This window comes from Kitasatospora sp. NE20-6, assembly GCF_045862635.1.
This window is the reverse complement of sequence record NZ_BPRL01000040.1, coordinates 87,786-108,629: the sequence shown is the minus strand read 5'-3', so window position 1 is coordinate 108,629 and position 20,844 is coordinate 87,786. Positions and strand designations below refer to the sequence as shown.

Genomic DNA, 20,844 nt, shown 5'->3' with positions numbered 1-20,844 from the left:
GGAAACGGCCCTGCTCGTCGACCTCGGCCGCGTACGGGGCGATCTTGGCCTCGGCCAGCGAACGGATCGCGTCCCGGAGCATGTCGTGCTCCTCGGTCGGCCGGAAGAGGTCGGAATCAGACATGTGGGTCCTCGTGAGGTCGGCGGGCGGTTCAGTGGACGGAGCGGCGGGCGGCGATCCGCTCCTTGAGGGCGTGCAGGTCGGCGGCCGGGTGGTGGTGCCCGGCCCGGACCACGCCGGTGATGCGGTGCAGGTTGTCCACGCTCTCGACGGGGTTGCCGTCGAGGAGGACGAGGTCGGCGTTCCGGCCGGGGGCGACGGTGCCCGCCGTGCCGGTGGTGCCGAGGAACTCCGCGGGGAGCAGGGTGGTCATCTGCAGGATGCGCAGGGGGCCGAGGCCGGCGCGGGCGAGCTCGTCGAACTCGTGGTGGAGGGCGGCGCCGGGGACCTCCCAGGCGGCGCCGGAGGAGTCGCTGCCGGCGAGCATCCGCACGCCCGCGTCGTCGAGGAGTTTCGTCAGTTCCAGCTGACGCCGGTAGGCGGCCCTGAAGGTGGCGCGGGCCTCGGGCGGGAACCGGGCGAACTTCTCGGCCGCGGCCTCCCAGTCCTTGATCACGGACGGGGCGACGTAGCGCAGGTCCGGGTCGGCACGGAAGGAGGGGTCGTCGCAGAGCTGGCTGGTCCGTTCCCGGATCAGCGTGGGGACGTGCCAGGTGCCGTCGGCGGCGAAGCGTTCCGCCATGGTGCGGGCGAGGTCGGCGTCGAAGGTTCCGAGGGCGTGGTCGAGGATCTCGATGTCCGCGGGCCTGTTGAGGTTGACGGGGTTGACGACGGCCTTGGCGATGATCCGGCCCAGGAGGAGTTCGAGGAAGGGGATCCTGAACGGCGGCAGTTTGATCTTCGGGCGGGATCCGGCCGCCTCCTGCACGTGGTGCCCGTCGGTGGAGCAGCAGGCGAACAGGCCCACGCCCGGGCCGAGGTGCTCGATGGACTTCATGCCCCGCCGGGAGGCCTCGGCGGTGTCGATGCCGGCGGGCAGGTGGCCGACGATGGGCAGGCCGAGGCGCAGCGCCTCCGCCTGGGCGTCGAAGAAGACCTCGGGGGTGACGAGCCCGACCTTGATGAAGTCGGCCCCGGCGGCGTGCTGTTCGCGGACGGCGGCGACGGCCCGGGCGGAGGTGCCGGCGTTGGCGGGAGTGAGCAGGGCCCCCGGCGTGGCGAGCAGCGCGGGCGAGGCCGCGGGCAGGTCGAGGGTGCCGGCGGTGCGGCGGCGCAGCAGGTCGAGGGAGCCGGACATCTGGCGGAAGCCCGTCACGCCGTGGGCGAGCATGAGTTCCAGGGCGCCGGTGGGGTCCGTGCGGCGGTCGAGCGGGTGGGCGTGCATGTCGACGAAGCCGGGGACGACGTACGTTCCCCGGGCGTCGACGGTGACGGCCCCGGCCGGGGCGGTGATGCCGGGGCGGACCTCGGCGATGCGGCCGTCGCGGACGAGCACGTCGGTGTCCGTGGCCAGGGTGCCGTCCCGCGTGTCGACGACGGTGGCGGAGCTGAGCAGCAGGGCGGGGCGGGGCCCGCTGCCCGGGCCCGGCTGCGGCGGTGCGGTGGTCATCGGGGGGCTCCTGGTGGTCCGGGGAACGTGTCCGGGGTGCGGGGTTCGCGGTGGTCCGTCACGGGCGGTGCAGCAGCCGGTGGGCGTTGCGGGTGGTGAGGGTGCGCCAGGTGTCGGCCGCCGTGTGCGGGGGTGCGGCGTCGACGGAGCGGATCTGGGCCGCGACGGCCGGGGCGGGGGTCCAGCAGTAGTCGCTGCCGTAGAGGATCCGGTCGGGGCCGAAGGCGGCGAGCAGGGCGGGGACCTGGCGGGGGAAGGGGGTGCCGGCGGTGTCGTACCAGAGCGTGCGGAGCTGTTCCTGGACGGTGGGCGTGTCCGGGTCGTGGTCGGCGCCGGCCATGCCGGTGCGGAAGAGCTCCATCCGGTCGGCGAGCAGGGGCAGTGCGCCGCCGCCGTGGGTGAGGACCCACCGGATGCCGGGGTACCGGGTGAGGACGCCGCCCAGGACGAGGTCGCTCGCGGCGCGTGCGGAGTCGAAGAGGAACTCCAGCATCGGGCGGGGCCGGCCGAGTGACACGGCGTCGGCGTGGGGCGGGGAGGTGGGGTGGACGAAGACGGTCGCGCGGCGGCGGTCCAGCTCGGCCCAGAGGGGTTCGTTGCGGGGGTCGCCGAGGTAGACGCCGTGGTGGTTGGTCTCGACCGCGACGCCGTCGGCGCCCAGGACGTCGAGGGCGTGGGCGAGTTCGTGCAGGGCGCCCTCGACGTCGGGCAGCGGCAGCGAGGCGAAGTGGCCGAAGCGGGTGGGGTGCCGGTCGCGGACCTGCGCGGCGAAGTCGTTGACCTCGCGGCTGAGGGCGCGGGCGGCGGGGTCGTCGCCGAAGTGGACGCCCGGGGAGGAGACGGAGAGGACGGAGGTGCGGATCCCGTGGCGGTCCATGAGGTCGAGGTGCGCCTCGGGGCTCCAGTCGGGCCACCCGGGCATGCCGTCGGGGTGGGTGTGTCCGGCGGCCTTCGCCGCGGCGGTGTAGCCGTCGGTCACGAAGTGGGCGTGCACGTCGATCAGGGCGGAGGGGTCGGGGGTCACGGGGCGGGTGGTCATCGGGTGGCTCGTTTCGTCGGCCGTGCCGGCCGGGTGCGGGGTGGTCTCAGGTCCGGGCGAAGCGGGTGAAGTACAGGAGGGCGTCGTAGTCGTCGACGGCCTCGCGGCTGACGACGTCGCCGACGGCGGCGCCCTGGAGGAGGCGTTTGACGGGCACCTCCAGCTTCTTGCCGGTGCGGGTGTGCGGCACGGCGGGCACGGCGAGGACGGTGTCGGGGACGTGCCGCGGCGAGGCCTGGGTGCGCAGGGCGGTGCCGATGCGGGCGCGGAGGTCGTCGGTGAGTTCGTGGCCCGGTTCCAGCACCACGAAGAGCGGCATCCAGTAGCCGCCGTCGGGGAGTTCGGCGCCGATGACGAGGCTCTCGCGGATCCCGGGGAGGTCGTCGACGACGGCGTAGACGTCGGCGCTGCCGAGGCGCACGCCCTGGCGGTTGAGGGTGGAGTCGGAGCGTCCGGAGACGACGACGCCGCCGTGGGGGGTGGTGGTCATCCAGTCGCCGTGCCGCCAGACGCCGGGATAGGCGCTGAAGTAGGCGTCGTGGTAGCGGCTGCCGTCGGGGTCGTTCCAGAAGGAGAGCGGCATGGACGGCATGGGGCGGGTGACGACGAGTTCGCCGACCTGGTCGACGACGGGGCGGCCGTGCGCGTCCCAGGCCTCCAGGGCGACTCCGAGCAGCGGGGCGGATATCTCGCCCGGCCGGACGGGGACGGTCGGGACGCCGCCGGCGAAGCCGCTGACGATGTCCGTGCCGCCGCTGGTGGACGCCACCTGCACGCCGCTCCCGACGTGGTCGCGGACCCAGAAGTAGCAGGCCGCGGGCAGGGGCGCGCCGGTGGAGCCGAGGGTGCGCAGCGCCGACAGGTCGAGGTCGCGGCCGGGTTCGAGGCCGGCCTTGGCGGAGGCGAGGAGGTAGCCGGGGCTGACGCCGAGGACGGACACGCGGTGCCGGTCGGCGAGCTCCCACAGGCGCTGCGGTGCGGGGTGGCCGGGGCTGCCGTCGTAGAGGACGATCGTGGCGCCGACGAGCAGGCCGGAGACCACCATGTTCCACATCATCCAGTTGGTGGTGGTGTACCAGAGGAAGCGGTCGCCGGGGTGCAGGTCGAGGTGGAGGCCGAGCAGCTTGTGGTGGTCGAGCAGGACGCCGCCGTGGCCGTGCACGATGCCCTTGGGGGCGCCGGTGGTGCCGGAGGAGAACAGCACCCACAGCGGCGCGTCGAAGGGGAGGCGTTCGAAGAGCGGCTCGTGGTCGCCGGCGGTGGCGTCCTCCCACGCGGTGGTGGAGGGGTCCGCGGGCAGGGGCCGGCCGAGGACGGGGACGTGCACGGTGTGCCGGAGGGTGGGCAGGGCCCGGCGCAGGTCCTCGGCCTCGTCGCCGCGGTCGTGCAGGGTGCCGTTCCAGCGGTAGCCGTCGGCGGTGAAGAGGACGACGGGCTCCAGCTGGGCGAAGCGGGCCGCGGCTCCCTGCGCGCCGTAGTCCTGGCCGCAGGCCGACCAGACGGCGCCGACGGCGGCGGTGGCGAGGAAGGCGACGACGGTGTGGACGGTGTTGGGCAGGTAGCCGACGACCCGGTCGCCCGGGGTGACGCCCTGCCCGCGCAGCCAGGCGGCCAGGGCGCCGACCCGGGCGCGCAGTTCGGCCCGGGTGACGGTGACGGTGGTGCCGTCCTCGCCCTCGGAGATCACCGCGGGTTCGCTGTCGTCGTCGCCGCGCAGTGCGTGCTCGGCGTAGTTGAGCCGGGTGCCGGGGAACCAGCGGGTGGCGGGCATCGGCGCGTCGTCGAGGACGCGCTCGTACGGCGTGTCGGAGCGGATGTCGAAGAAGTCCCACACCGCGGACCAGAAGCCGGCGAGGTCCTGGACCGACCACCTCCACAGGGACCGGTAGTCGGGGTGGGCGGTACCGGTCCGCAGGGCGACGAACTCGGTGAACCTGGCGATGCGGGAGTGTTCCGCGGCCGCCGGGTCGGGGGCCCAGATCGGCGGGTGGGACATGGCGGCGTTCTCCTACTGCTTCGCGGGCGCGGCGTGGGCGCCGGTCATGAGTTCGGCGAGGTCCTCGGGGGCGAGGAAGGAGGGCGGCGGCGGGGCGCCCCACGCCCACAGCGCCTTGGCGCCCTCCCAGACGCCGGGTGTCCACAGGGCGTCCTCGACGATGCAGTCGAGGTCGGAGTAGTACTCGGAGAAGGTGCCGGCCGGGTCCTTGAGGTACCAGAAGAAGTTGGAGCCGATGAAGTGCCGGCCCAGGCCCCAGGTGTGCCGGTCGGGGTCGGCCTCCAGCATGGCGGTGGCGCCGCGGCCGACCTCGTCGACGTCGTCGACCTGCCAGGAGGTGTGGTGCAGGAACGCCACCGGCGCCTGCTGGACGAGGACGTTGTGGTGGTCGGTCGAGCAGCGCATGAACGCGGCCAGGCCCGGGACGGTGTCGCTGACCTTGAAGCCGATGCCCTGCTGGAAGAAGCGCTGGGAGAACGTCTGGTCGGTGGAGCCGAGGACGACGTGTCCGAGCTTGCGGGGCCGCACCCGGTCCTCGCGGAGGATGCCCGGGGCGCGCAGGTGCAGGCGCGCGTCGGTGCCGGGCGTGTTGTACGGCGGGGCGGGGGTCGGGGCCTGGCGGTAGCGCGGTGCGATCTCGACGCGGACGAGGACCTCGGTGCCGGGATCGACGGCGGCGACGGCGGTGGGGGTGCGGTTCACCGGGACGCCGAGGCGCTCCAGGGAGGAGGCGACCCGGTCGAGGTCGTCGGGGTCGTCGACGCCGACGCCGAGTTCGACGAGGCGGCGGCGCGGGGTGCGGACGATCCGCAGCTGGTCGCCGCCGTCGACGGTGGCGAGGACGCGCGCGTCGGCGTGGGCCGGGGTGGTGGCGCCCGGGGTGGTGGCGCCCGGGGTGGTGGCGCCCGGGGTGAGGCCGAAGTCCTCGTAGTAGGCGGCGGCCTGTTCGACGTTCGGCACGCCCATGACGATCTGGGTCAGTCTGTGCAGCGGCATGGCTCGGGCTTCCTTCCGGTGGGTGTCTTCCGATGCGGCCTGTCGTCCGACGGCCTGTCCTTCGGCGGGTGGTGTCCGGTCAGGGGGCGAGCATCGGGTTGCGCAGCGTTCCGACGCCTTCGATCCAGGTGACGAGGGTGTCGCCGGGGGCGAGGAACTTCTGGGGGTTGCGGGCGCCGCCGACGCCTGCCGGGGTGCCGGTGAAGACCAGGTCGCCGGGCAGCAGCGGGCAGACGGCCGAGAGGCGGACGACGAGTTCCCGCACGTCGAAGATCATGTTCGAGGTGCGGCTCTTCTGCAGGACCTCGCCGTCCTCCAGCATGCAGCCGAGCTCCAGGTCGTCCGGGTCGGCGAGTTCGTCGACGGTGACCAGCTCGGGGCCGGTGGGGGCGAAGCCGGGGTAGGACTTGGCGAGGGAGAACTGCGGCGCGGGGCCGGTCAGTTGCAGTCGGCGCTCGGAGAGGTCCTGGCCGACGGTGACTCCGGCGACGTGCGACCACGCGGTCTCGCGGGTGGCGCGGTGGCAGTGGCGGCCGATGACGAGGACCAGCTCGGCCTCCCAGTCCACCAGGCCCTCGGGCAGGGTGACGGCCTGCTCGTGCCCGGTGAGCGAGGACGGGAACTTGGTGAAGACGGCCGGCTCGGTGGGGATCTGCAGGCCGGACTCCGCCACGTGGTCGCGGTAGTTCAGGCCGACGGCGAAGACCTGGGCCGGGCGGGGCACCGGCGGGCCGAACGGCGCGCCGGCGACCGGGGTGGTGGGCGCGGCACGGCCGGCCGGATCGGCCCGCAGGTACTCGCCCGCCCAGTGGGTGAAGGCCTCCCAGTCGGCGAACAGCCCTTGCGGGTCGGGGCCGAACCTGCCGTCACTGGCCGCCTCCACGTCGAGGTAGCCGTCGGCGAGGCGCAGGGCCGTCCGTCCGTCGATGTTCGCCAGGCGCATGGTGTCTCTCCCGCTCCGGTGCCCTGCCGCTCTGTCGCGCCGGGCTCTGACACGCAGTGTTCACGCAAATTATCGCCAAGGCAAGAGATTAACGATAATTGTTCCTCATAGCGCTTCCTGCTACCCTCTGCGACCATGGCGGGAGAAAAGGCGACACGAGCAGGCACGGTCCACGCGCTGATCCGCGAGGAGATCTTCCAGGGACGGCTGCAGCCCGGGCAGCGGCTGCGCCTGGTCGAACTCGCCCAGCGCTTCACGGTCAGCCAGTCCGTCGTCCGTGAGGCCCTGACCCGCCTGTCCGAACAGGGCCTGGTCACCGCCGCACCCCAGCAGGGCTTCAGCGTGGTCGCCCTCTCCCTGCAGCACCTCGACGAACTCACCGAGGCCCGCGTCGAGATCGAGTCGCTGGTGCTGCGCCGCGCCGTCGAACGCGGCGACCTCCGGTGGGAGGCGGCCGCCGTCGCCGCCCACCACCAGCTGGCCGGCACACCCACCACGCTCCCCGACGGCAGCCCCGACCCGGAGTGGTTCGCCGTCCACGAACGCTTCCACCAGGCCCTGCTCGCCGGCTGCGGCAACGACCGGCTGCTCGCCGTCACCATGGCCCTGCGCGACGCCGCCACGCTCTACCGCCGCTGGTCCCGCCCCGTCGGACACGACTACGACCGCGACGTCGCCCACGAGCACCAGCAACTCCTCGACGCCGTCCTCGCCCGGGACGCCACCACGGCCTCCCGACTCCTCGCCGAGCACATCGACCGCACCTCCGCCTCCCTGCGCACCGTCGTCCGCGCCGAGACCGAACCCGTCGGCTGACCGCCCCCACCCGTCCGCTCCACCCACCCACCGCTGTCGCCCGCCCTGTTCGCCCGTCCCTGTCCGCCGGCTCCGGCCGGTCGACACATCCGGGCGACCGCGCCACGCTGGTGGCGATGCCCTGAACCACCGGAGGCAGCCTTGGAAGAGACGGGCACGGCACCGCCCGGCAGCGGTGGATCCCCCTACGAGGGGACGGTCCCCGCCCCCGAGAACGGTGCCGACTGGCTGCGCCGGCTGGCACCGCCGGACACGGCGCAGGAGCTCACGCCGGCCAGCTCGCCGCGCACCCGGGCCGAGACCGAGGCCTGTCTCGGCCCTGCCCCGGTCGTGTGGGCCGTCGCGACGGGCCACACGATGGCCGAGACCATCGCCGCCGAGGTGCCCGAACTCGGCGGCGGCGCGGAGCCGTTCGAGACGCTGCGGATGGGCACCGAGTCCTCCGTGCTGTGGGCCCTGCTGCTGCTCGCCGATTCGGCCGCCCGCACGCCGGCCCCGGACGAGGCCCTGCAGGGCGACCGTGACTTCGTCCGCCGCGGCATCCCGCTCGACAAGGTGCTGCGGGGCATCCGGCTCGGCCACGCCGGCCTGGCCCACGCCCTGATGGCCGCCTGCCGCGAACTGACACCGCCGGAGCGGCGCGCCGAACACATGCAGCACCTCTCCGACACCCTCTTCCGCTTCATCGACGGCTTCTCCTCCCGGATGACCGAGGAGTACCTGGCCGAGCACGACCGCTGGCTGACCGGCAACGCGGCCGCCCGGCAGGAAACCGTCCGGGCGATCCTGGACGGTGAGCCGGTCGACCCCGACACCGCCGGCCAGACCCTCGGCTACGCGCTGGCGCACGACCACCTCGCGATCACCGCCTGGTGCGACCCGACGGCGGGGGCCACCGGCACGGACCTCCAGCAGGCGGCCGTGGAATTCCTGCACCGCAACGGGCGCACCGCCACGCTGGTCGTGCCCACCGGCCGTACGGCCCTGTGGGCCTGGGGCTCGCGCGTCGTGACCGGCCGGTCCGACAGCGGCCGGTCCGACGGTGGCCTGCCCGGCGGTCTGTCCGGTGGCCTGCCCGGCGGGGACCGGTCCGGCGCCGGTCGGCCCGCGGAGGAGGCCACCGCGGTCCGCGCCGGCGTCCACCTCGCCTGCGGTTCCCCGCACCCGGGCCCGGCCGGCTTCCGGCAGTCCCACGAGGAGTCCGGCCGGGCGGCGCGCGTGGCCCGCACCAACCCGCAGGGCAGTCCCCCGGTCCTGCACTACCGCGACATCGAGATCGCCGCCCTGATCGGCGGCGACCTGCCCGCCGCGCGGAACTTCGTCCTCGGCGAACTGGGCGCGCTCGCGGACGACACCCCGCAGGCCGGGCAGCTCCGCGAGACCCTGCGGCACTACCTGCAGGGCGAGCGGAGCCTCATGACGACCGCGGCCCACATGCACGTGGCCCGCAACACCGTCACCTACCGGGTCAAACGCGCCCAGCAGATCCTCGGCCACGACCTCACCGAGCGGCATCTCGAAGTGCACGCCGCCCTGGCCGTCGCCCGCGCACTCGGCCCGGCCGTCCTCAGGCCGGCCGGAACGGATCCCCGCCCCGGCCGCCCGTAGCCGGCGCCGGATCAGCGGGGCGACCTGCTCCCCGATGCCGAGCAGCGCCCGCCCGTACAGCTCCGTACAGCTCCGTACAGCTCCGTACAGTTCCGTGGAGATCGCGGTGTCGATCACCGCATGGCGGATGCCGGGCCCGGCCCGCAGGAGCTAGCGGGCGGCGGCCTGCCCGGCGTCTTCGAGGACCTGGCGGGCGACGGCGTGCTGGCCCTCCCGCTCCATGGTGAGGGCCAGCCGTCGGAGGAAGGCGTCCATGAGGCCGTCGACCTCGGCCGGGTCGAGGGCCCGCCGTTCCAGGGCGATGGAGATCGCCTGGTGGAAGCCGTCGGTGTCGACCTCGGCCTTCCGCCGGTAGTAGTCGTCCCCGATGCGGCTGCGGTCGGCCGAGCCCGTGGTGTTTTGGGGGACGCGGTACCGGCAGGGGATCGTCGGGAGGTAGGCCAGGGCGCTCCCGCCGGCGGACATCCGGAACCACGCGTGCGCGTCCTCGGACGCCCGGACGTGCGGGAACGGGTGGGCGAGGGCGAGAGCGGTACGGACGGCGACGGTCGAGGTCAGCGTGGTGTACCCGGTGTCGACGCCCATGCGGATCCAGGCGTCCGGCCCCTCGACCGGGGTGGTGCGGTGGGACTCCACGATCTCGCGGAGCGAGGGGGTGAGACGGTCCTCCGCCACGGTGGCGCCGTACTCGTCGATCACGGTGAAGGTCGAGTAGACGAAGTCGACGTCGGGCCGTTCCTCGAAGACGCGCCGGGTGGCTTCGAGCCGGAGCGGGTGGGCCACGTCGTCGGCGTCCTGGAAGAGGACGATGCCCGATCCCCGGGCGTGCGCCCAGCGGGTGCCGAGGTTGCGGCAGAATCCCTGCCCGCGGTTGACCCCCTGGGGGAGGAGGAAGACCCGCTCCGGATGGGACCGGCCGAGGGCCTCCACCTGCTGCCGGGCGGCCGGTTCCGGTGAGGCGTCGTCGACGACGACGAGTTGCCAGTCCCGGTCCGTCTGGGCGAGCAGGCTCTCCACCGTGTGATGGAGGTGGTCGGCAGCTCGCGGGCCGTCGGCGTAGAGCGGCATGACGAAGGTGGCGGTTGACGTCGAAGCCATCGTGGTCCCCTGTTCCCTGTTCCTCCCGGCTCCGAGAGGGAGACGGGAGCGGTGCTGTGTGTCAGGGCGTGGTGATCCGGCACGCGGAAGGCGGCCGACCTCTGCCGGGTGCGGAGGGCTGCGACGGGACATGGGGGACGGGTGCCGGGACACTCCGGCCCGGTGCGGTGGCCGCCCGGCCGGATCGGACCCCATCGAACAGGGGCCGACATGGCCGGTCAACGAGCGGACGCCGCCACGGCTCCAGGGTCGGCCACGTGAATGATCCCTGATGTCCTGTTCAGTGCCGTTGTGTCAGCTGTGCTCACTCGTGCGGCCCGTGGGGCTGGTCGGCCCGGTGGGACGGCTGCCCGGACCGGCACCGGACGTGTCGGCGCAGCGTGCGCGGGTCGCCCGGCGACGCCGGACCCCGCGGGGAGGGGCGGTCCGGTGCCGTCGCCCGTCCGTGTCGGGAGATGGCGGGAAACCGCCGGTTGCCCGCGGCCCGCGGCCCGCGGCCCGCGGTCGGCGGCGGAGCCGGCCGGTGTTCCGTTGCTACTGGTCGCGTGCTGCGGACCGTTCGGCGACCTCGGTCCTGACCGTCTCGTGCAGCTCGTCCGACGTGAAGCCGAGGCTGCGCAGGATCTGCGCGGCCGGACCCTCCTCGACGCGGATCAGGCCCAGCAGCATGTGCTCCGTGCCGACCCGGTCGTGGCCGAGGTCGGCCGACGCGCGGGACGCCTGCTCGATGGCCTCCTTGCTGTCCGGCCGGAACGCGATGTGACCTCGCAGCGCCTTCTGACCGGCCGGCGGCAGCGCTTCCTCGATCGCGTCGCGGATGCGCTGCTCCGAACCGGCCTTCGCCGTCAGCACCTCGTACGCCAGGCCCTGCGGTTCGCCGAGCAGGCCGAGCAGGAGGTGTTCGGTGCCGATGCCGTCGTGCTTGTGCGTTCGGGCGGCCTCCTGTGCCAGCACGATGCTGTGCCGGTTCAGGTTGGTGAACCGTTCGAACGCGGCGGGCGTGTGGCGTTGCTGGGCGGCCTGCTTGGACACCCCGATGGCGTCGCCGATCTCGGTCCACGACGCGCCGGCCTGCTTGGCCTTGCCGACGTAGTGGCCGACGAGCTGGTCGCCGAGGTCGGACAGGGTGTGGGAACGGACGTGGGCCTCGCTGATGCGGGCCAGGTTGTCGGCGTCGGGGAGTTCCTCGTCGAGACGGGCGATCAGGTCGGCGAGGCTGATGTTGAGTGGGCTCATGCGTCAATCGTAGATTGACGATTCCCCGACCGTCAATCTGTAATTGACGCAGATTTCCGGCGCACCCGGCGCACCCGGCGCACCCGGCGCGGGCCGTGAGCTCGCCGTCCGGCGGAGCGGGTGCGGGCCGCTTCGGGGCAGGCTTCAGGCCGGCTCGGGGCCGGCGGTGGCGGGGTGCTGCCCCCCGCTGACCGCGTCGAGGTATTCGGCGACCGAATCCCGGTTGCGGATCAGGCAGTTGATGCGTTCGGTCATCCGGTCGCGTTCGCGGGTGAGGGTGGCGAGCATCTCGGGTGTGGCGTCGGGGAAGTGGATGGTCCGGGGCTTGTCGAGGCAGGGCAGGATCTGTTTGATGATCCTGGTCGGGAGTCCGGCGTCGAGCAGTCCCCGGATCTGCATCACCCGGTCCACGAAGCGCTCGTCGTACTCGCGGTAGCCGTTGGGGGAGCGGGTGGAGACGATCAACTGCTGCTCCTCGTAGTAGCGGAGCAGACGGCGGGACGTGTCGGTGCGTTCCGACAGTTCTCCGATGCGCACGTGACCGACCTCACATTCGACCTGATTGACCCTCACATATATGTGAGGGTTCAACCATAGCCGCCATGAGCACACGGTTGCCGGTGGACACCCAGGCAGAACCCGAGGACGACGAGCAGGCGGAGAACCGGAAGCTGCCGGTCCCGGCGCTGCTGGCGCTTGCCACGGCCGTCTTCGTCACCTGTCTGACCGAGACGATCCCGGCGGGTGTGCTGCCCGCGATGAGCGCCGACCTCGGGGTCGGCGAGTCGGCGATGGGACAGTCGGTGACGATCTACGCGATCGGGACCGCGCTCACGGCGATCCCGCTGACCCTGGCCACTGCCGCGTGGCGTCGCAGGCGGCTGCTGCTGACGGCGATGGCGGCGTTCGCCCTCGCCAACACCGTCACGGCGCTGTCGACCGCCTACACGCTGACCATGGCGGGCCGGTTCGTCGCCGGAGTGGCCGCCGGGCTGGCATGGGCGCTGCTGGCCGGGTACGCCCGCCGGATGGCGCCGGTCCCGCTGCAGGGCAAGGCGATCGCCGTCGTCATGACGGGCATTCCGGTCGCGCTGTCGCTGGGGGTGCCCGCGGGCACCTTCCTGGGCGAGGCGTTCGGCTGGAGGGTGGTGTTCCTGACGATGACGGCGCTGGCCCTGATCGTGATCGCGTGGATCACGGCGACCCTGCCGGACCACCCGGGACAGCGGCCCGGTGGCAGGACCCGCATCGTGGGGGCGCTCTCCGTCCCCGGTGTGACGCCGGTGCTCTTCGTGACCCTGCTCTTCGTGCTGGCCCACACCGTCCTGTACGCCTACATCGCGTCCTACCTCGACCACCTCGGCATGGGCCGCTCCACCGACCTCGTGCTGCTGGTCTTCGGTGTCGCCTCGATGGTGAGCATCTGGATCGTGGGCGCCCGGATCCACCACCGGCTGCGGGCCCTGACGATCGGCAGCTCGCTGCTGGTCGCGGTGGCGGCCGCCGGGCTGGGGCTGCTGTCCGACAGTCACCTGCTGGTCCACGCGGCGGCGGCGCTCTGGGGTCTCGGCTGGGGAGGCGTCCCGACCCTGCTGCAGACCGCGGTGGGCGACGCGGGCGGTGAACAGGCGGACGCCGCCCAGGCGATGCTCGTCACCCTGTGGAACGTGGCGATGGCTGCAGGCGGGGTCGTCGGCGGCGTGCTGCTGGACGCGCTCGGCGCCGGGGCCTTCCCGTGGAGCGTGCTGATCCTGATGGTCCCGGTGCTGGTCGTGGTGGTCACTGCCCGAACGCACGGGTTCCCCCGCCGGCGCGGGTGAGCGCCGCCGCCCCGCTGCCCACCGCCGGGACGCGCTGCCGCCCACCACCGACCCCGCTGCCCACCGCCGGAACCTGCCCCGCACGCCGCCGCCCCCGCTGCCCGCCGCCGACCATGCTGTCCGAGGAGACCGTCTGCCGTGCCCCTGAAACAGATCCATCTCGCCGCTCAACTCCCCGCTGTGCAGAACACCGTGGTCTGGTCGGACCCCAGCGCGGGCAGCCAGATCGCCTTCGACTCGTTCGCCCGGCTCGCCCGGACCGCCGAGCGCGGCAGGTTCGACTTCTTCTTCCTCTCCGAGGGCCTGCGGCTGCGCGAGCACAAGGGACAGGTGCACGACCTCGACGTGGCGGGCCGGCCCGAATCGCTCACCGTGCTGAGCGCGCTCTCCGCCGTCACCACGCATCTCGGGCTGGCCGCGACGGTCAACTCCACCTTCAACGAGCCGTACGAGGTGGCCCGGCGGCTGGCCACCCTGGACCACCTGAGCGAGGGCCGGGCCGCCTGGAACGTGGTGACCAGTCACGACGCCTTCACCGGCGGGAACTTCCGGCGCGGCGGTTTCCTCGACGAGGCCGACCGCTACACCCGGGCCGCCGAGTTCCTGCAGGCCGCGCGGGTGCTGTGGGACAGCTGGCGGCCGGGCGACTTCCGGGCGGACGCGGCCTCCGGCGCGTTCATCGGGGCCGGGGCGGGCGCGTTCGAGCACCGGGGCCGGCACTTCGACATCTCCGGGCGGTTCAGCACGCCCCCCGGGCCGCAGGGCCACCCGGTGATCATCCAGGCGGGGGACTCCGCCGAGGGCCGCGAGTTCGCGGCCTCCGACGCCGACGTCATCTTCAGCAGGCACGACAACCTGGCCGACGGCCGGGCCTTCTACCGCGACGTCAAGCGGCGGCTCGCCCCGTACGGCCGAGCCCCGGAGGACCTGAAGATCATTCCCTCGGTCGGCTACGTGCTCGGCGACACCGCCGCGGAGGCCGCCGAGCACGCCGCCGAGATCGCCCGCGCCCAGGTCGGCCCGCAGACGGCACTGATGCTGCTGGAGGCGGCCTGGGGCCGGGACCTGTCGGGGTACGACCCGGACGGGCCCCTGCCGGACATCGACCCGCTGCCCGACGGCGTCACCGAGGGACACTCGCAGTTCCGCAAGGGGCGGGAGCAGACCGTCCGTCGCTGGCGGGCGATCGCGGAGGCGGGCGGGCTGAGCATCCGGGGCCTGGTCACCGAGGTCACCGCGCGGCCGACCTTCGTCGGCACTCCACGCCAAGTGGCCGACTCCATGAACGAGTTCGTGCAGACCGACGCCGCCGACGGCTTCATCTTCGCCCCGCACCTGGTGCCCGGCGGGCTGGACGACCTGGTCGACCGGGTGGTCCCGCTGCTCCAGGAGATGGGCGTCCACCGCACGGAGTACACCGGCAGCACGCTCCGCGACCACCTCGGTCTGGGAGGACCGCCCCGCAGCGCGGCCGCCGTTCGTCCCAGCACGGCGGCCGTCCGTCGCAGCACGGCGGCCGCCCGTCCCGACACGGCGGCCGCCCGGGGCGGCACGGCCGGACGCACCGGTAAGGAGACGTCGTGACGCAGCTCCACCTCGCGGTCGCCCTGGACGGCACCGGCTGGCACCCGGCGTCCTGGCGGGAGCCGGGGGCCCGGCCCGCCGAGATCCTGACCGCCCGGTACTGGGCCGACCTGGTCACCGGGGCCGAACGCGGTCTGCTCGACTTCGTCACCTTCGAGGACACCCTCGGCCTGCAGACCTCCGCCTTCCACCTGCCGGACGACCGGACCGACCACGTCAGGGGCCGGCTGGACGCCGTCCTGCTCACGGCCGCGCTGGCCCCGCTGACCTCGCACATCGGGCTGGTCCCCACCACCAACGTCACCCACACCGAGCCGTTCCACGTGGCCATCGGCATCGCCTCCCTGGACCACGCGAGCCGGGGGCGGGCGGGCTGGCGTCCGCAGATCACCTCGCGCGCCGCCGACGCGGCCCACTTCGGGCGGCGGACCACCCCCCAGCTGACCCCGGAGGACGTCCTCGACCCGGAGCTCGTCGCCGCCCGGTTGCGCGAACTGTTCGGCGAGGCCGGCGAGGTGGTGGAGGCGGTCCGTCGGCTCTGGGACAGCTGGGAGGACGACGCGGAGATCCGGGACGTCGCGACGGGGCGCTTCATCGACCGCGACAAGGTGCACCACATCGACTTCGAGGGACGGCACTTCAGCGTCCGGGGTCCGTCGATCACACCGCGCCCGCCGCAGGGCCAGCCGGTGGTGGCCGTCCTTGCGCACGCGAGCACGCCCTACGAACTGGCCGCCGCCGCGGCCGACGTCGTGTTCGTCACGCCGCAGTCCCGCGCGGACGTCGTGACCAGGCTCGCCGAGTTCGGGCGGGCACGGCAACGGTCCGGGCGGCCGGCCGGGGACCTGGTCAGGGCCTTCGCCGACCTGGTGGTCCTCCTGGACGCGGAACCGGGTCGGGCCGCCGAACGCAAACGCCGGCTGGACGAGCTGGACGGCAGCGAGTTCGCCTCGGACGCGGCCGTCTTCACCGGCACCCCGGGCGAGTTGGCCGACCTGCTGCTGGAGTGGCAGGCGGCCGGGCTGGACGGCTTCCGGCTGCGACCGGGCACGCTGCCGCACGACCTCGCCGCCATCACCGGCGGCCTGGTGCCCGAGCTCCAGCGGCGCAAGGCGTTCCGTACCGCCTACGGGGCCGACACCCTGCGCGGCCTGCTCGGCCTGCCCCGCCCCGCCAACCGCCATGCGCGGGCCCCCGGCCCCGCATAGCGCCCGGGCCGGGCCGGGCCGGGCTGGGCTGGGCCTCCGCTCCCGCATCGCGGACGCTCAGTCGACGCAGAACTCGTTGCCCTCGATGTCCTGCATCGGGATGCACGCGTCATTGCCGTCGTACAGCGTCCGCACGTGGACCGCGCCGAGTGCGACCAGCCGTGCGCACTCGGCCTCCAGCGTGGCGAGGCGCTCCTCACCCACGAGTCCGGTGCCGACCCGCACGTCGAGGTGCAGCCGGTTCTTGGCGGCCTTCCCTTCGGGGACGCGCTGGAAGTACAGCCGCGGGCCCACGCCCGAGGGATCGCTGCAAGCGAACCACGCGTCCTGCTGCTCGGGCGGCAGCGAGAGCCTGTGGTCGTCCCAGGTGGCGAACCCCTCCGGTGGCGGCGGTACGACGTATCCCAGCACCTCGCACCAGAAGCGGGCGAGTCGCTCGGGTTCTGCGCAGTCGAAGGTGACTTGGAACTTCTTGATCGACGTCATCGGGCCACCATATTGACGCGTTCCGCTCAGCGCACCCACCGGGGTGTCATCGCCGCGCGGGCCGGGGCCCCGTCCGGCACGAGGAGTGCCGACGGACCGGATCGCCCGGGACGGCGGCCGATTCGCGGAGACGGCACGGTGCCGATTCGCGGGGGACGGCACGGACGAGGAGGTGCTGGACGGCCGCCTGGCCACCAGGCCACCTGGCCACCTGAACCGACCGGTCGGTGACGGCGAAGCCGGGTCCGGGGCTCCGGCCGGGCGGGCGTGCGATAGGTTGCCCGCCATGACCGAGTACGGACCCGCCGCCTGGCCGCCTGCCCCGATCAGGACCGGGCGGCTGGTGCTCCGCGAGTCCGAGGCCCGGGATCGTCCGGCGTTCGTCGAGCTGTTCGCATCGCCGGAGGTGGGTACCTACATCGGTGGCCCCCGACCGCGGGACGAGCTCGACCGCACGATGCCGGAGGTGCCCGGGCAGCGTCCCGGCTTCTTCGTGATCGATCTCGCCGGCGCGATGATCGGCATGATCACGCTCGACCGGCGCGACGCGGAGCGTCCTGGCCACGTCCGTCCGGAGGCCGGGGAGACCGAACTCGGCTACCTGCTCCTGCCGGAGGCGTGGGGGTGCGGGTACGCCGCCGAGGCGTGCGCAGCGGCACTCGACTGGTTCGCCGACGCGCTTCCCGGCGAGCCGGTGGTGCTCTGCACCCAGACCGTCAACGACCGCGCGATGCGCCTCGCGGCGAAGCTGGGGTTCACCGAGGTGGAGCGGTTCGAGGAGTACGGCGCCGAGCAGTGGTTCGGCGTGCGGTCCCCGGACGCACCGTCCGGTTGAGCCCGGGCGGTTGAGCCCGTGCGGGCATCGCGGATCCACGGGGTCACCGATCCGCCGTCGGCCCCGGCTTCCGGCCTCCTGGGGCCGGACACCCGTGGGGCGCCCGGCCCCAGGAGGCTGCCCGGCAGTGCACCCGTGCTGCGCAGGCCTCACGGGTCGGCCGCAGGTGCCGTCGGTGAGGCCTGTGCAGCACGGGTGCGCCGGGGCGGTCAGAGCGCCGGAGCCCGGGTGAACGGCATGGCGGCCAGATCGGCCCGAACCGCTGCATCCTGACCGGCCGTCACCTGCCGGATCACCAGGATCGCCAGAACCGCAGCGACGACGTTGACCGCCGCGTCGTAGGGGGAGTACCCGTAAGGACCCGAACCGAGCTGAACGGCAATCGCGCCGCCGACCGTCTTGGCGAGCCACGCCGCCCACCACGCGTTGATCACCCAGGCGCCGCCGGCGGGCGAGTTCGCGCGCAGGACGTCCAGCGCCATCCGGCGCGGAATCCACCACATCGCCACGGGGATGAACCACGCGCCGACGGCAAGTCCCGCCGAATACCGGTGAGTTCCGGGAGCGAAGTGCTCCGCGTTGAGCCGGCAGCGCCGGAACCAGAAGAGGAACACGACGACGGTGGCGACGAACAGCGGCATGGAAATCGGGACGAACTGTGCGAAGAGCTTCGACCCGGTGCCGACGGTCACCGCCCCGGCCAGTTGTACGGCGGTCTGCACGGCGATCAGCACCTGCGCGGCCAGGGCCGGTCGCCGGGGGTCGGCGACCGGTCCGCTGTAGGCCAGGGCGCGCGGAAGCGGTCCGTGACGATGTGATTCGGAGTTCACTGCGAGCCCCCGCCGACATGCCTGCGGTGCCGGTCACGCGCAGAGATCGCCTGCAGAGTAGGGCTGCGTGTGCAGGCTGTCCACAGGTTTCCTGTCGTGCTCCGCGGGCCAGGGCCCAGGCACTGCGGGCGTCTCCGCCGCGGCCGCGCCGGCCCTGCTGCCTGCGGGTGGCCGGCGCCGCCGGGGTGGGCGGGCCGGCCGGTCGGCCGCGGATCTCCAGGTGCAGGCAGCCTCCGCAGGCCGCCCGGTCCCGCAGGCCAGGCCCCGCAGGCCAGGCCTCGGTGCCGCTGTCGCGCCGGGACGTCGTCCTTCACAGGGGCGTGAGGATGTCCTGGTGCGCCTCGTCGAGGACGAAGCCGTTGTCCAGCCGGACCCGGACCGTCACCCGGGTTCCCCGTTCCTGCTGCGCGGTCCACTCCGGTTCCAGCGCGGCGATCTTCGCCTCCAGCTGCTGCCGGCTCGCCGCCGGCATGGTGTGCCCGTAGTCCTCGAACAGCGCCTTGAGCCGCTGGTACTCGCGGGCCTCCTCGCTCTCCGGGAGTTCCCCGTCCACCCGCTCGACGGTGCCCTCGGTCCCGGCTGCCAGTGAGAGGAACCCGACGACGGCCCCGGGCTCCCCGGCGACCGCCTCACCGAGTGCGAGGTCCTCGGCCAGCCTGACGCGCAGGCCTTCCTTCAGGGTCATCCGTCCTCCGTCTTTCCATCGATCGGTGCCCCGGGCGCAGCCGGCCCGTGGCCTCGGCCATTATCCGTCGGGCGCGTCACGGCGCCGGGCCGCGGACCGGCCCGCTGATCGCTGCGCCTCCGCCGCCTCCGCTGTTTCCGCGTGGTCGCGCAGGCGCAGGCCGTCCCGGCGCCGCCCGTGGCCGGGGCGGAGGTGCCGGGGGATCGGCAGGCCGTCCGGGACGTGTGACGCGCATCCCACCACCCCCACTTGAACGCGTTCAAATCTGTGCCCTAGAGTCGTGCCCACAAGGTTTTGAACACGTTCGAAACGGAGTCCCGATGGACTGCACAGTCATCAGCTACGCCGCCTACCTGCCGATCGCCACCGGTGTGACCATGTGGGTGGCGCGGACGCTGAGCAGGAACGGCCGGATCTTCCTGGCCGACGTGTTCGCCGGCGACGAGCGGCTCGCCGACGCGGTCAACCACCTGCTGGTGGTCGGCTTCTACCTGATCAACCTCGGCTTCGTGGCGCTCTGGATGCGCACCGACGAGCGGGTGGACAACGTCCGGGGCGTGTTCGACGCACTCTCGTACAAGCTCGGCACCGTGCTGCTGCTGCTCGGCGTGATGCACCTGGGCAACGTGTACGTGCTCAACCGGATCCGCCGCCGGAGCGCGCTGGAGAAGCAGCACCGGCCGCCGGTCGCGCCGCAGGCGTGGGTCCACCCGCACCAGGCCTGACCCGCCGTGCATGCGATCACCCGTCCCGGAGCCGGGGCCCCGCCGCCGGTCCGTCGGATCACCGTGCTGCACGATCCCGGCTGCCTGCTCTGCCGGCACCTGACGGCCTGGCTGCGGGGGCAGCCGCAGCTGGTGCCGCTGGAGTTCGTCACGGCGGCCTCGGCCGGGGCCCGGGAGCGGTTCCCCGGGCTCGACCACGACGCCTCGCTCGGTGAGATCACCGTCGTCGCCGACACCGGCGAGGTCTGGCGCGGGGCGCACGCCTTCGTGGCCTGCCTGTGGGCGCTGGCCGGGTACCGGTCGCTCGCCGTACGGCTGTCGACCCCGGCCGGCCTCCCGCTGGCCCGGGCCGCCGCGTTCACCGCCAGCAGGTACCGCTCCGCCACGGGGGTAGGCCGGGTCGCGCCGGACGAGGAGGGGGCGGCCGGCGCCGACCGGCCTCCGGCCGCGGCCCCCTGCGGGGACGGCGGCTCCTGCCCGGCGCCCCGGCCGGCGGGTCCGTGAGTCGGCTCGCCCTTCCGGCCGTCGACCGCCCCGTCGCTCACCCCGCCCGGCCCGGTGGCGGGCCGCCGGGCCGTGGCGTTCCGCGCGTAAGGCACCGCCGGTCCGATGACAAAGAACCGGCGGTCTGTAGTATGAGTGCGTGGACACCTTCCAGCGTGCGCGCAGCGAGGAGCAGCGAGAGATCCGACGGCAGTCGATCCTCGACGCCGCCGCCGCCATGCTCGACGAGATGCCTGTCGGCGAGGTCAGCCTCAACGAGCTCAGCCGCCGCGTCGGCCTGGCGAAATCCAACGTGCTGCGGTACTTCGAGTCCCGCGAGGCGGTCCTGCTGGAACTGCTGGACCTCACCTGGAGGCGGTGGACGGCCGGGCTGCCCGCTGTGCTGGCCGACGCGATCGACGCGGAGGCGGCAGTGGCCGAACGGACGGAGCGCTTCGCTGCCGCCCTCGCAGCATCCCTCGCCGGGTACCGGGTGCTGTGCGACCTGCTCAGCGCGCAGGCCGGGGTGCTGGAGCACAACGTGTCCCCGGCGGTCGCCGCGCGCTACAAGAGGGCCGCCCTGGCCAACGTCGGGGAACTGGCCGCGCTCGCCCGCTTCCACCTGCCCGAGCTGGGCGACCGGGCCTCCCGGCTGGCCGCCTCCGTGATCATGATGATCGGCGCGGTGTGGACCCACGCCCGCCCTTCACCGTCGATGCTCGCCGCCTACGCGGCCGACCCCTCGCTCGCCGTGTGGAAGACGGACTTCACCACGGCCCTGCAGGACGTGCTGGCCACGCTCACCGCGGGCACGCTCGCCCGCACCTCTGCCTGAATCCCCGCCCC

21 protein-coding genes are annotated in these 20,844 nt (G+C 73.5%); 9 read left to right on the top strand and 12 right to left on the bottom strand.

Annotated features, from left to right (window positions below; translation table 11 throughout):
• The 6 genes from SNE206_RS25845 to SNE206_RS25820 all read right to left on the bottom strand — a co-directional run.
• Window positions 1–124 (bottom strand): acyl-CoA dehydrogenase family protein (locus SNE206_RS25845; protein WP_407914101.1); only part of this gene is annotated, 124 nt, incomplete at its 3' end.
• A gap of 28 nt (window positions 125–152) precedes the next feature.
• Window positions 153–1,610: an amidohydrolase family protein gene (locus SNE206_RS25840; RefSeq protein WP_407914098.1), complete on the bottom strand. Its 1,458-nt coding sequence runs from the start codon at window positions 1,608–1,610 to the stop codon at window positions 153–155.
• A gap of 58 nt (window positions 1,611–1,668) precedes the next feature.
• Window positions 1,669–2,649, bottom strand: coding sequence for an amidohydrolase family protein (locus SNE206_RS25835; RefSeq protein ID WP_407914097.1), 981 nt, complete (start codon window positions 2,647–2,649; stop codon window positions 1,669–1,671).
• 46 nt (window positions 2,650–2,695) lie between these two features.
• Window positions 2,696–4,645 (bottom strand): acetoacetate--CoA ligase, encoded by a 1,950-nt coding sequence (locus SNE206_RS25830; protein ID WP_407914096.1) that lies wholly within the window; start codon window positions 4,643–4,645, stop codon window positions 2,696–2,698.
• A gap of 12 nt (window positions 4,646–4,657) precedes the next feature.
• Window positions 4,658–5,641: a VOC family protein gene (locus tag SNE206_RS25825; protein ID WP_407914095.1), complete on the bottom strand. Its 984-nt coding sequence runs from the start codon at window positions 5,639–5,641 to the stop codon at window positions 4,658–4,660.
• Between the two features lie 79 nt (window positions 5,642–5,720).
• Entirely contained in the window at window positions 5,721–6,584 is an 864-nt protein-coding gene (locus tag SNE206_RS25820) for a fumarylacetoacetate hydrolase family protein (RefSeq protein WP_407914094.1), read from the bottom strand.
• Between the two features lie 135 nt (window positions 6,585–6,719).
• Here SNE206_RS25820 and SNE206_RS25815 point away from each other — a divergent pair, with 135 nt between their 5' ends.
• Window positions 6,720–7,400 (top strand): GntR family transcriptional regulator, encoded by a 681-nt coding sequence (locus tag SNE206_RS25815; protein ID WP_407915886.1) that lies wholly within the window; start codon window positions 6,720–6,722, stop codon window positions 7,398–7,400.
• 141 nt (window positions 7,401–7,541) lie between these two features.
• A complete protein-coding gene (locus SNE206_RS25810) occupies window positions 7,542–9,008 on the top strand; it encodes a PucR family transcriptional regulator (RefSeq protein ID WP_407915885.1) in 1,467 nt (488 codons plus the stop codon).
• 150 nt (window positions 9,009–9,158) lie between these two features.
• Here SNE206_RS25810 and SNE206_RS25805 read toward each other — a convergent pair whose 3' ends face one another.
• The 3 genes from SNE206_RS25805 to SNE206_RS25795 form a co-directional block, all read right to left on the bottom strand.
• Window positions 9,159–10,106: a glycosyltransferase family 2 protein gene (locus tag SNE206_RS25805; protein WP_407915884.1), complete on the bottom strand. Its 948-nt coding sequence runs from the start codon at window positions 10,104–10,106 to the stop codon at window positions 9,159–9,161.
• A gap of 534 nt (window positions 10,107–10,640) precedes the next feature.
• Window positions 10,641–11,342, bottom strand: coding sequence for a Clp protease N-terminal domain-containing protein (locus SNE206_RS25800; RefSeq protein WP_407915883.1), 702 nt, complete (start codon window positions 11,340–11,342; stop codon window positions 10,641–10,643).
• A gap of 144 nt (window positions 11,343–11,486) precedes the next feature.
• Window positions 11,487–11,879, bottom strand: coding sequence for a MerR family transcriptional regulator (locus SNE206_RS25795; RefSeq protein ID WP_407915882.1), 393 nt, complete (start codon window positions 11,877–11,879; stop codon window positions 11,487–11,489).
• A 65-nt stretch (window positions 11,880–11,944) separates the two neighbouring features.
• Here SNE206_RS25795 and SNE206_RS25790 point away from each other — a divergent pair, with 65 nt between their 5' ends.
• The 3 genes from SNE206_RS25790 (at window position 11,945) to SNE206_RS25780 (ending at window position 15,954) form a co-directional block, all read left to right on the top strand.
• Window positions 11,945–13,162: an MFS transporter gene (locus SNE206_RS25790; RefSeq protein ID WP_407915881.1), complete on the top strand. Its 1,218-nt coding sequence runs from the start codon at window positions 11,945–11,947 to the stop codon at window positions 13,160–13,162.
• A 144-nt stretch (window positions 13,163–13,306) separates the two neighbouring features.
• Window positions 13,307–14,746 carry an NtaA/DmoA family FMN-dependent monooxygenase gene (locus tag SNE206_RS25785; protein ID WP_407915888.1) on the top strand — a complete coding sequence of 480 codons (1,440 nt, stop codon included), beginning with the start codon at window positions 13,307–13,309 and terminating at the stop codon, window positions 14,744–14,746.
• The gene (locus tag SNE206_RS25780) at window positions 14,743–15,954 is read left to right on the top strand and encodes an LLM class flavin-dependent oxidoreductase (RefSeq protein ID WP_407915880.1); all 1,212 of its coding nucleotides are present in this window, start codon (window positions 14,743–14,745) and stop codon (window positions 15,952–15,954) included. The genes SNE206_RS25785 and SNE206_RS25780 overlap by 4 nt, the downstream gene beginning before the upstream one ends.
• A gap of 57 nt (window positions 15,955–16,011) precedes the next feature.
• On the opposite strand, the gene SNE206_RS25775 is transcribed toward SNE206_RS25780, so the two are convergent.
• Window positions 16,012–16,440 (bottom strand): VOC family protein, encoded by a 429-nt coding sequence (locus SNE206_RS25775; protein ID WP_407915879.1) that lies wholly within the window; start codon window positions 16,438–16,440, stop codon window positions 16,012–16,014.
• A 286-nt stretch (window positions 16,441–16,726) separates the two neighbouring features.
• On the opposite strand from SNE206_RS25775, the gene SNE206_RS25770 reads away from it, so the two are divergent.
• A complete protein-coding gene (locus tag SNE206_RS25770) occupies window positions 16,727–17,275 on the top strand; it encodes a GNAT family N-acetyltransferase (protein ID WP_407915878.1) in 549 nt (182 codons plus the stop codon).
• 209 nt (window positions 17,276–17,484) lie between these two features.
• Here SNE206_RS25770 and SNE206_RS25765 read toward each other — a convergent pair whose 3' ends face one another.
• Together SNE206_RS25765 and SNE206_RS25760 are read right to left on the bottom strand one after the other, a co-directional pair.
• The gene (locus SNE206_RS25765) at window positions 17,485–18,105 is read right to left on the bottom strand and encodes a DUF4328 domain-containing protein (RefSeq protein ID WP_407915877.1); all 621 of its coding nucleotides are present in this window, start codon (window positions 18,103–18,105) and stop codon (window positions 17,485–17,487) included.
• Window positions 18,106–18,415: 310 nt separating this feature from the next.
• The gene (locus tag SNE206_RS25760) at window positions 18,416–18,790 is read right to left on the bottom strand and encodes a hypothetical protein (protein ID WP_407915876.1); all 375 of its coding nucleotides are present in this window, start codon (window positions 18,788–18,790) and stop codon (window positions 18,416–18,418) included.
• 320 nt (window positions 18,791–19,110) lie between these two features.
• Here SNE206_RS25760 and SNE206_RS25755 point away from each other — a divergent pair, with 320 nt between their 5' ends.
• From SNE206_RS25755 to SNE206_RS25745, 3 genes are all read left to right on the top strand, one after another.
• Window positions 19,111–19,515: a hypothetical protein gene (locus tag SNE206_RS25755; RefSeq protein WP_407915875.1), complete on the top strand. Its 405-nt coding sequence runs from the start codon at window positions 19,111–19,113 to the stop codon at window positions 19,513–19,515.
• Window positions 19,516–19,578: 63 nt separating this feature from the next.
• Window positions 19,579–20,019 carry a thiol-disulfide oxidoreductase DCC family protein gene (locus tag SNE206_RS25750; protein ID WP_407915874.1) on the top strand — a complete coding sequence of 147 codons (441 nt, stop codon included), beginning with the start codon at window positions 19,579–19,581 and terminating at the stop codon, window positions 20,017–20,019.
• Window positions 20,020–20,158: 139 nt separating this feature from the next.
• Window positions 20,159–20,833 (top strand): TetR family transcriptional regulator, encoded by a 675-nt coding sequence (locus SNE206_RS25745; protein ID WP_407915873.1) that lies wholly within the window; start codon window positions 20,159–20,161, stop codon window positions 20,831–20,833.
• Window positions 20,834–20,844 lie beyond the last annotated feature (11 nt).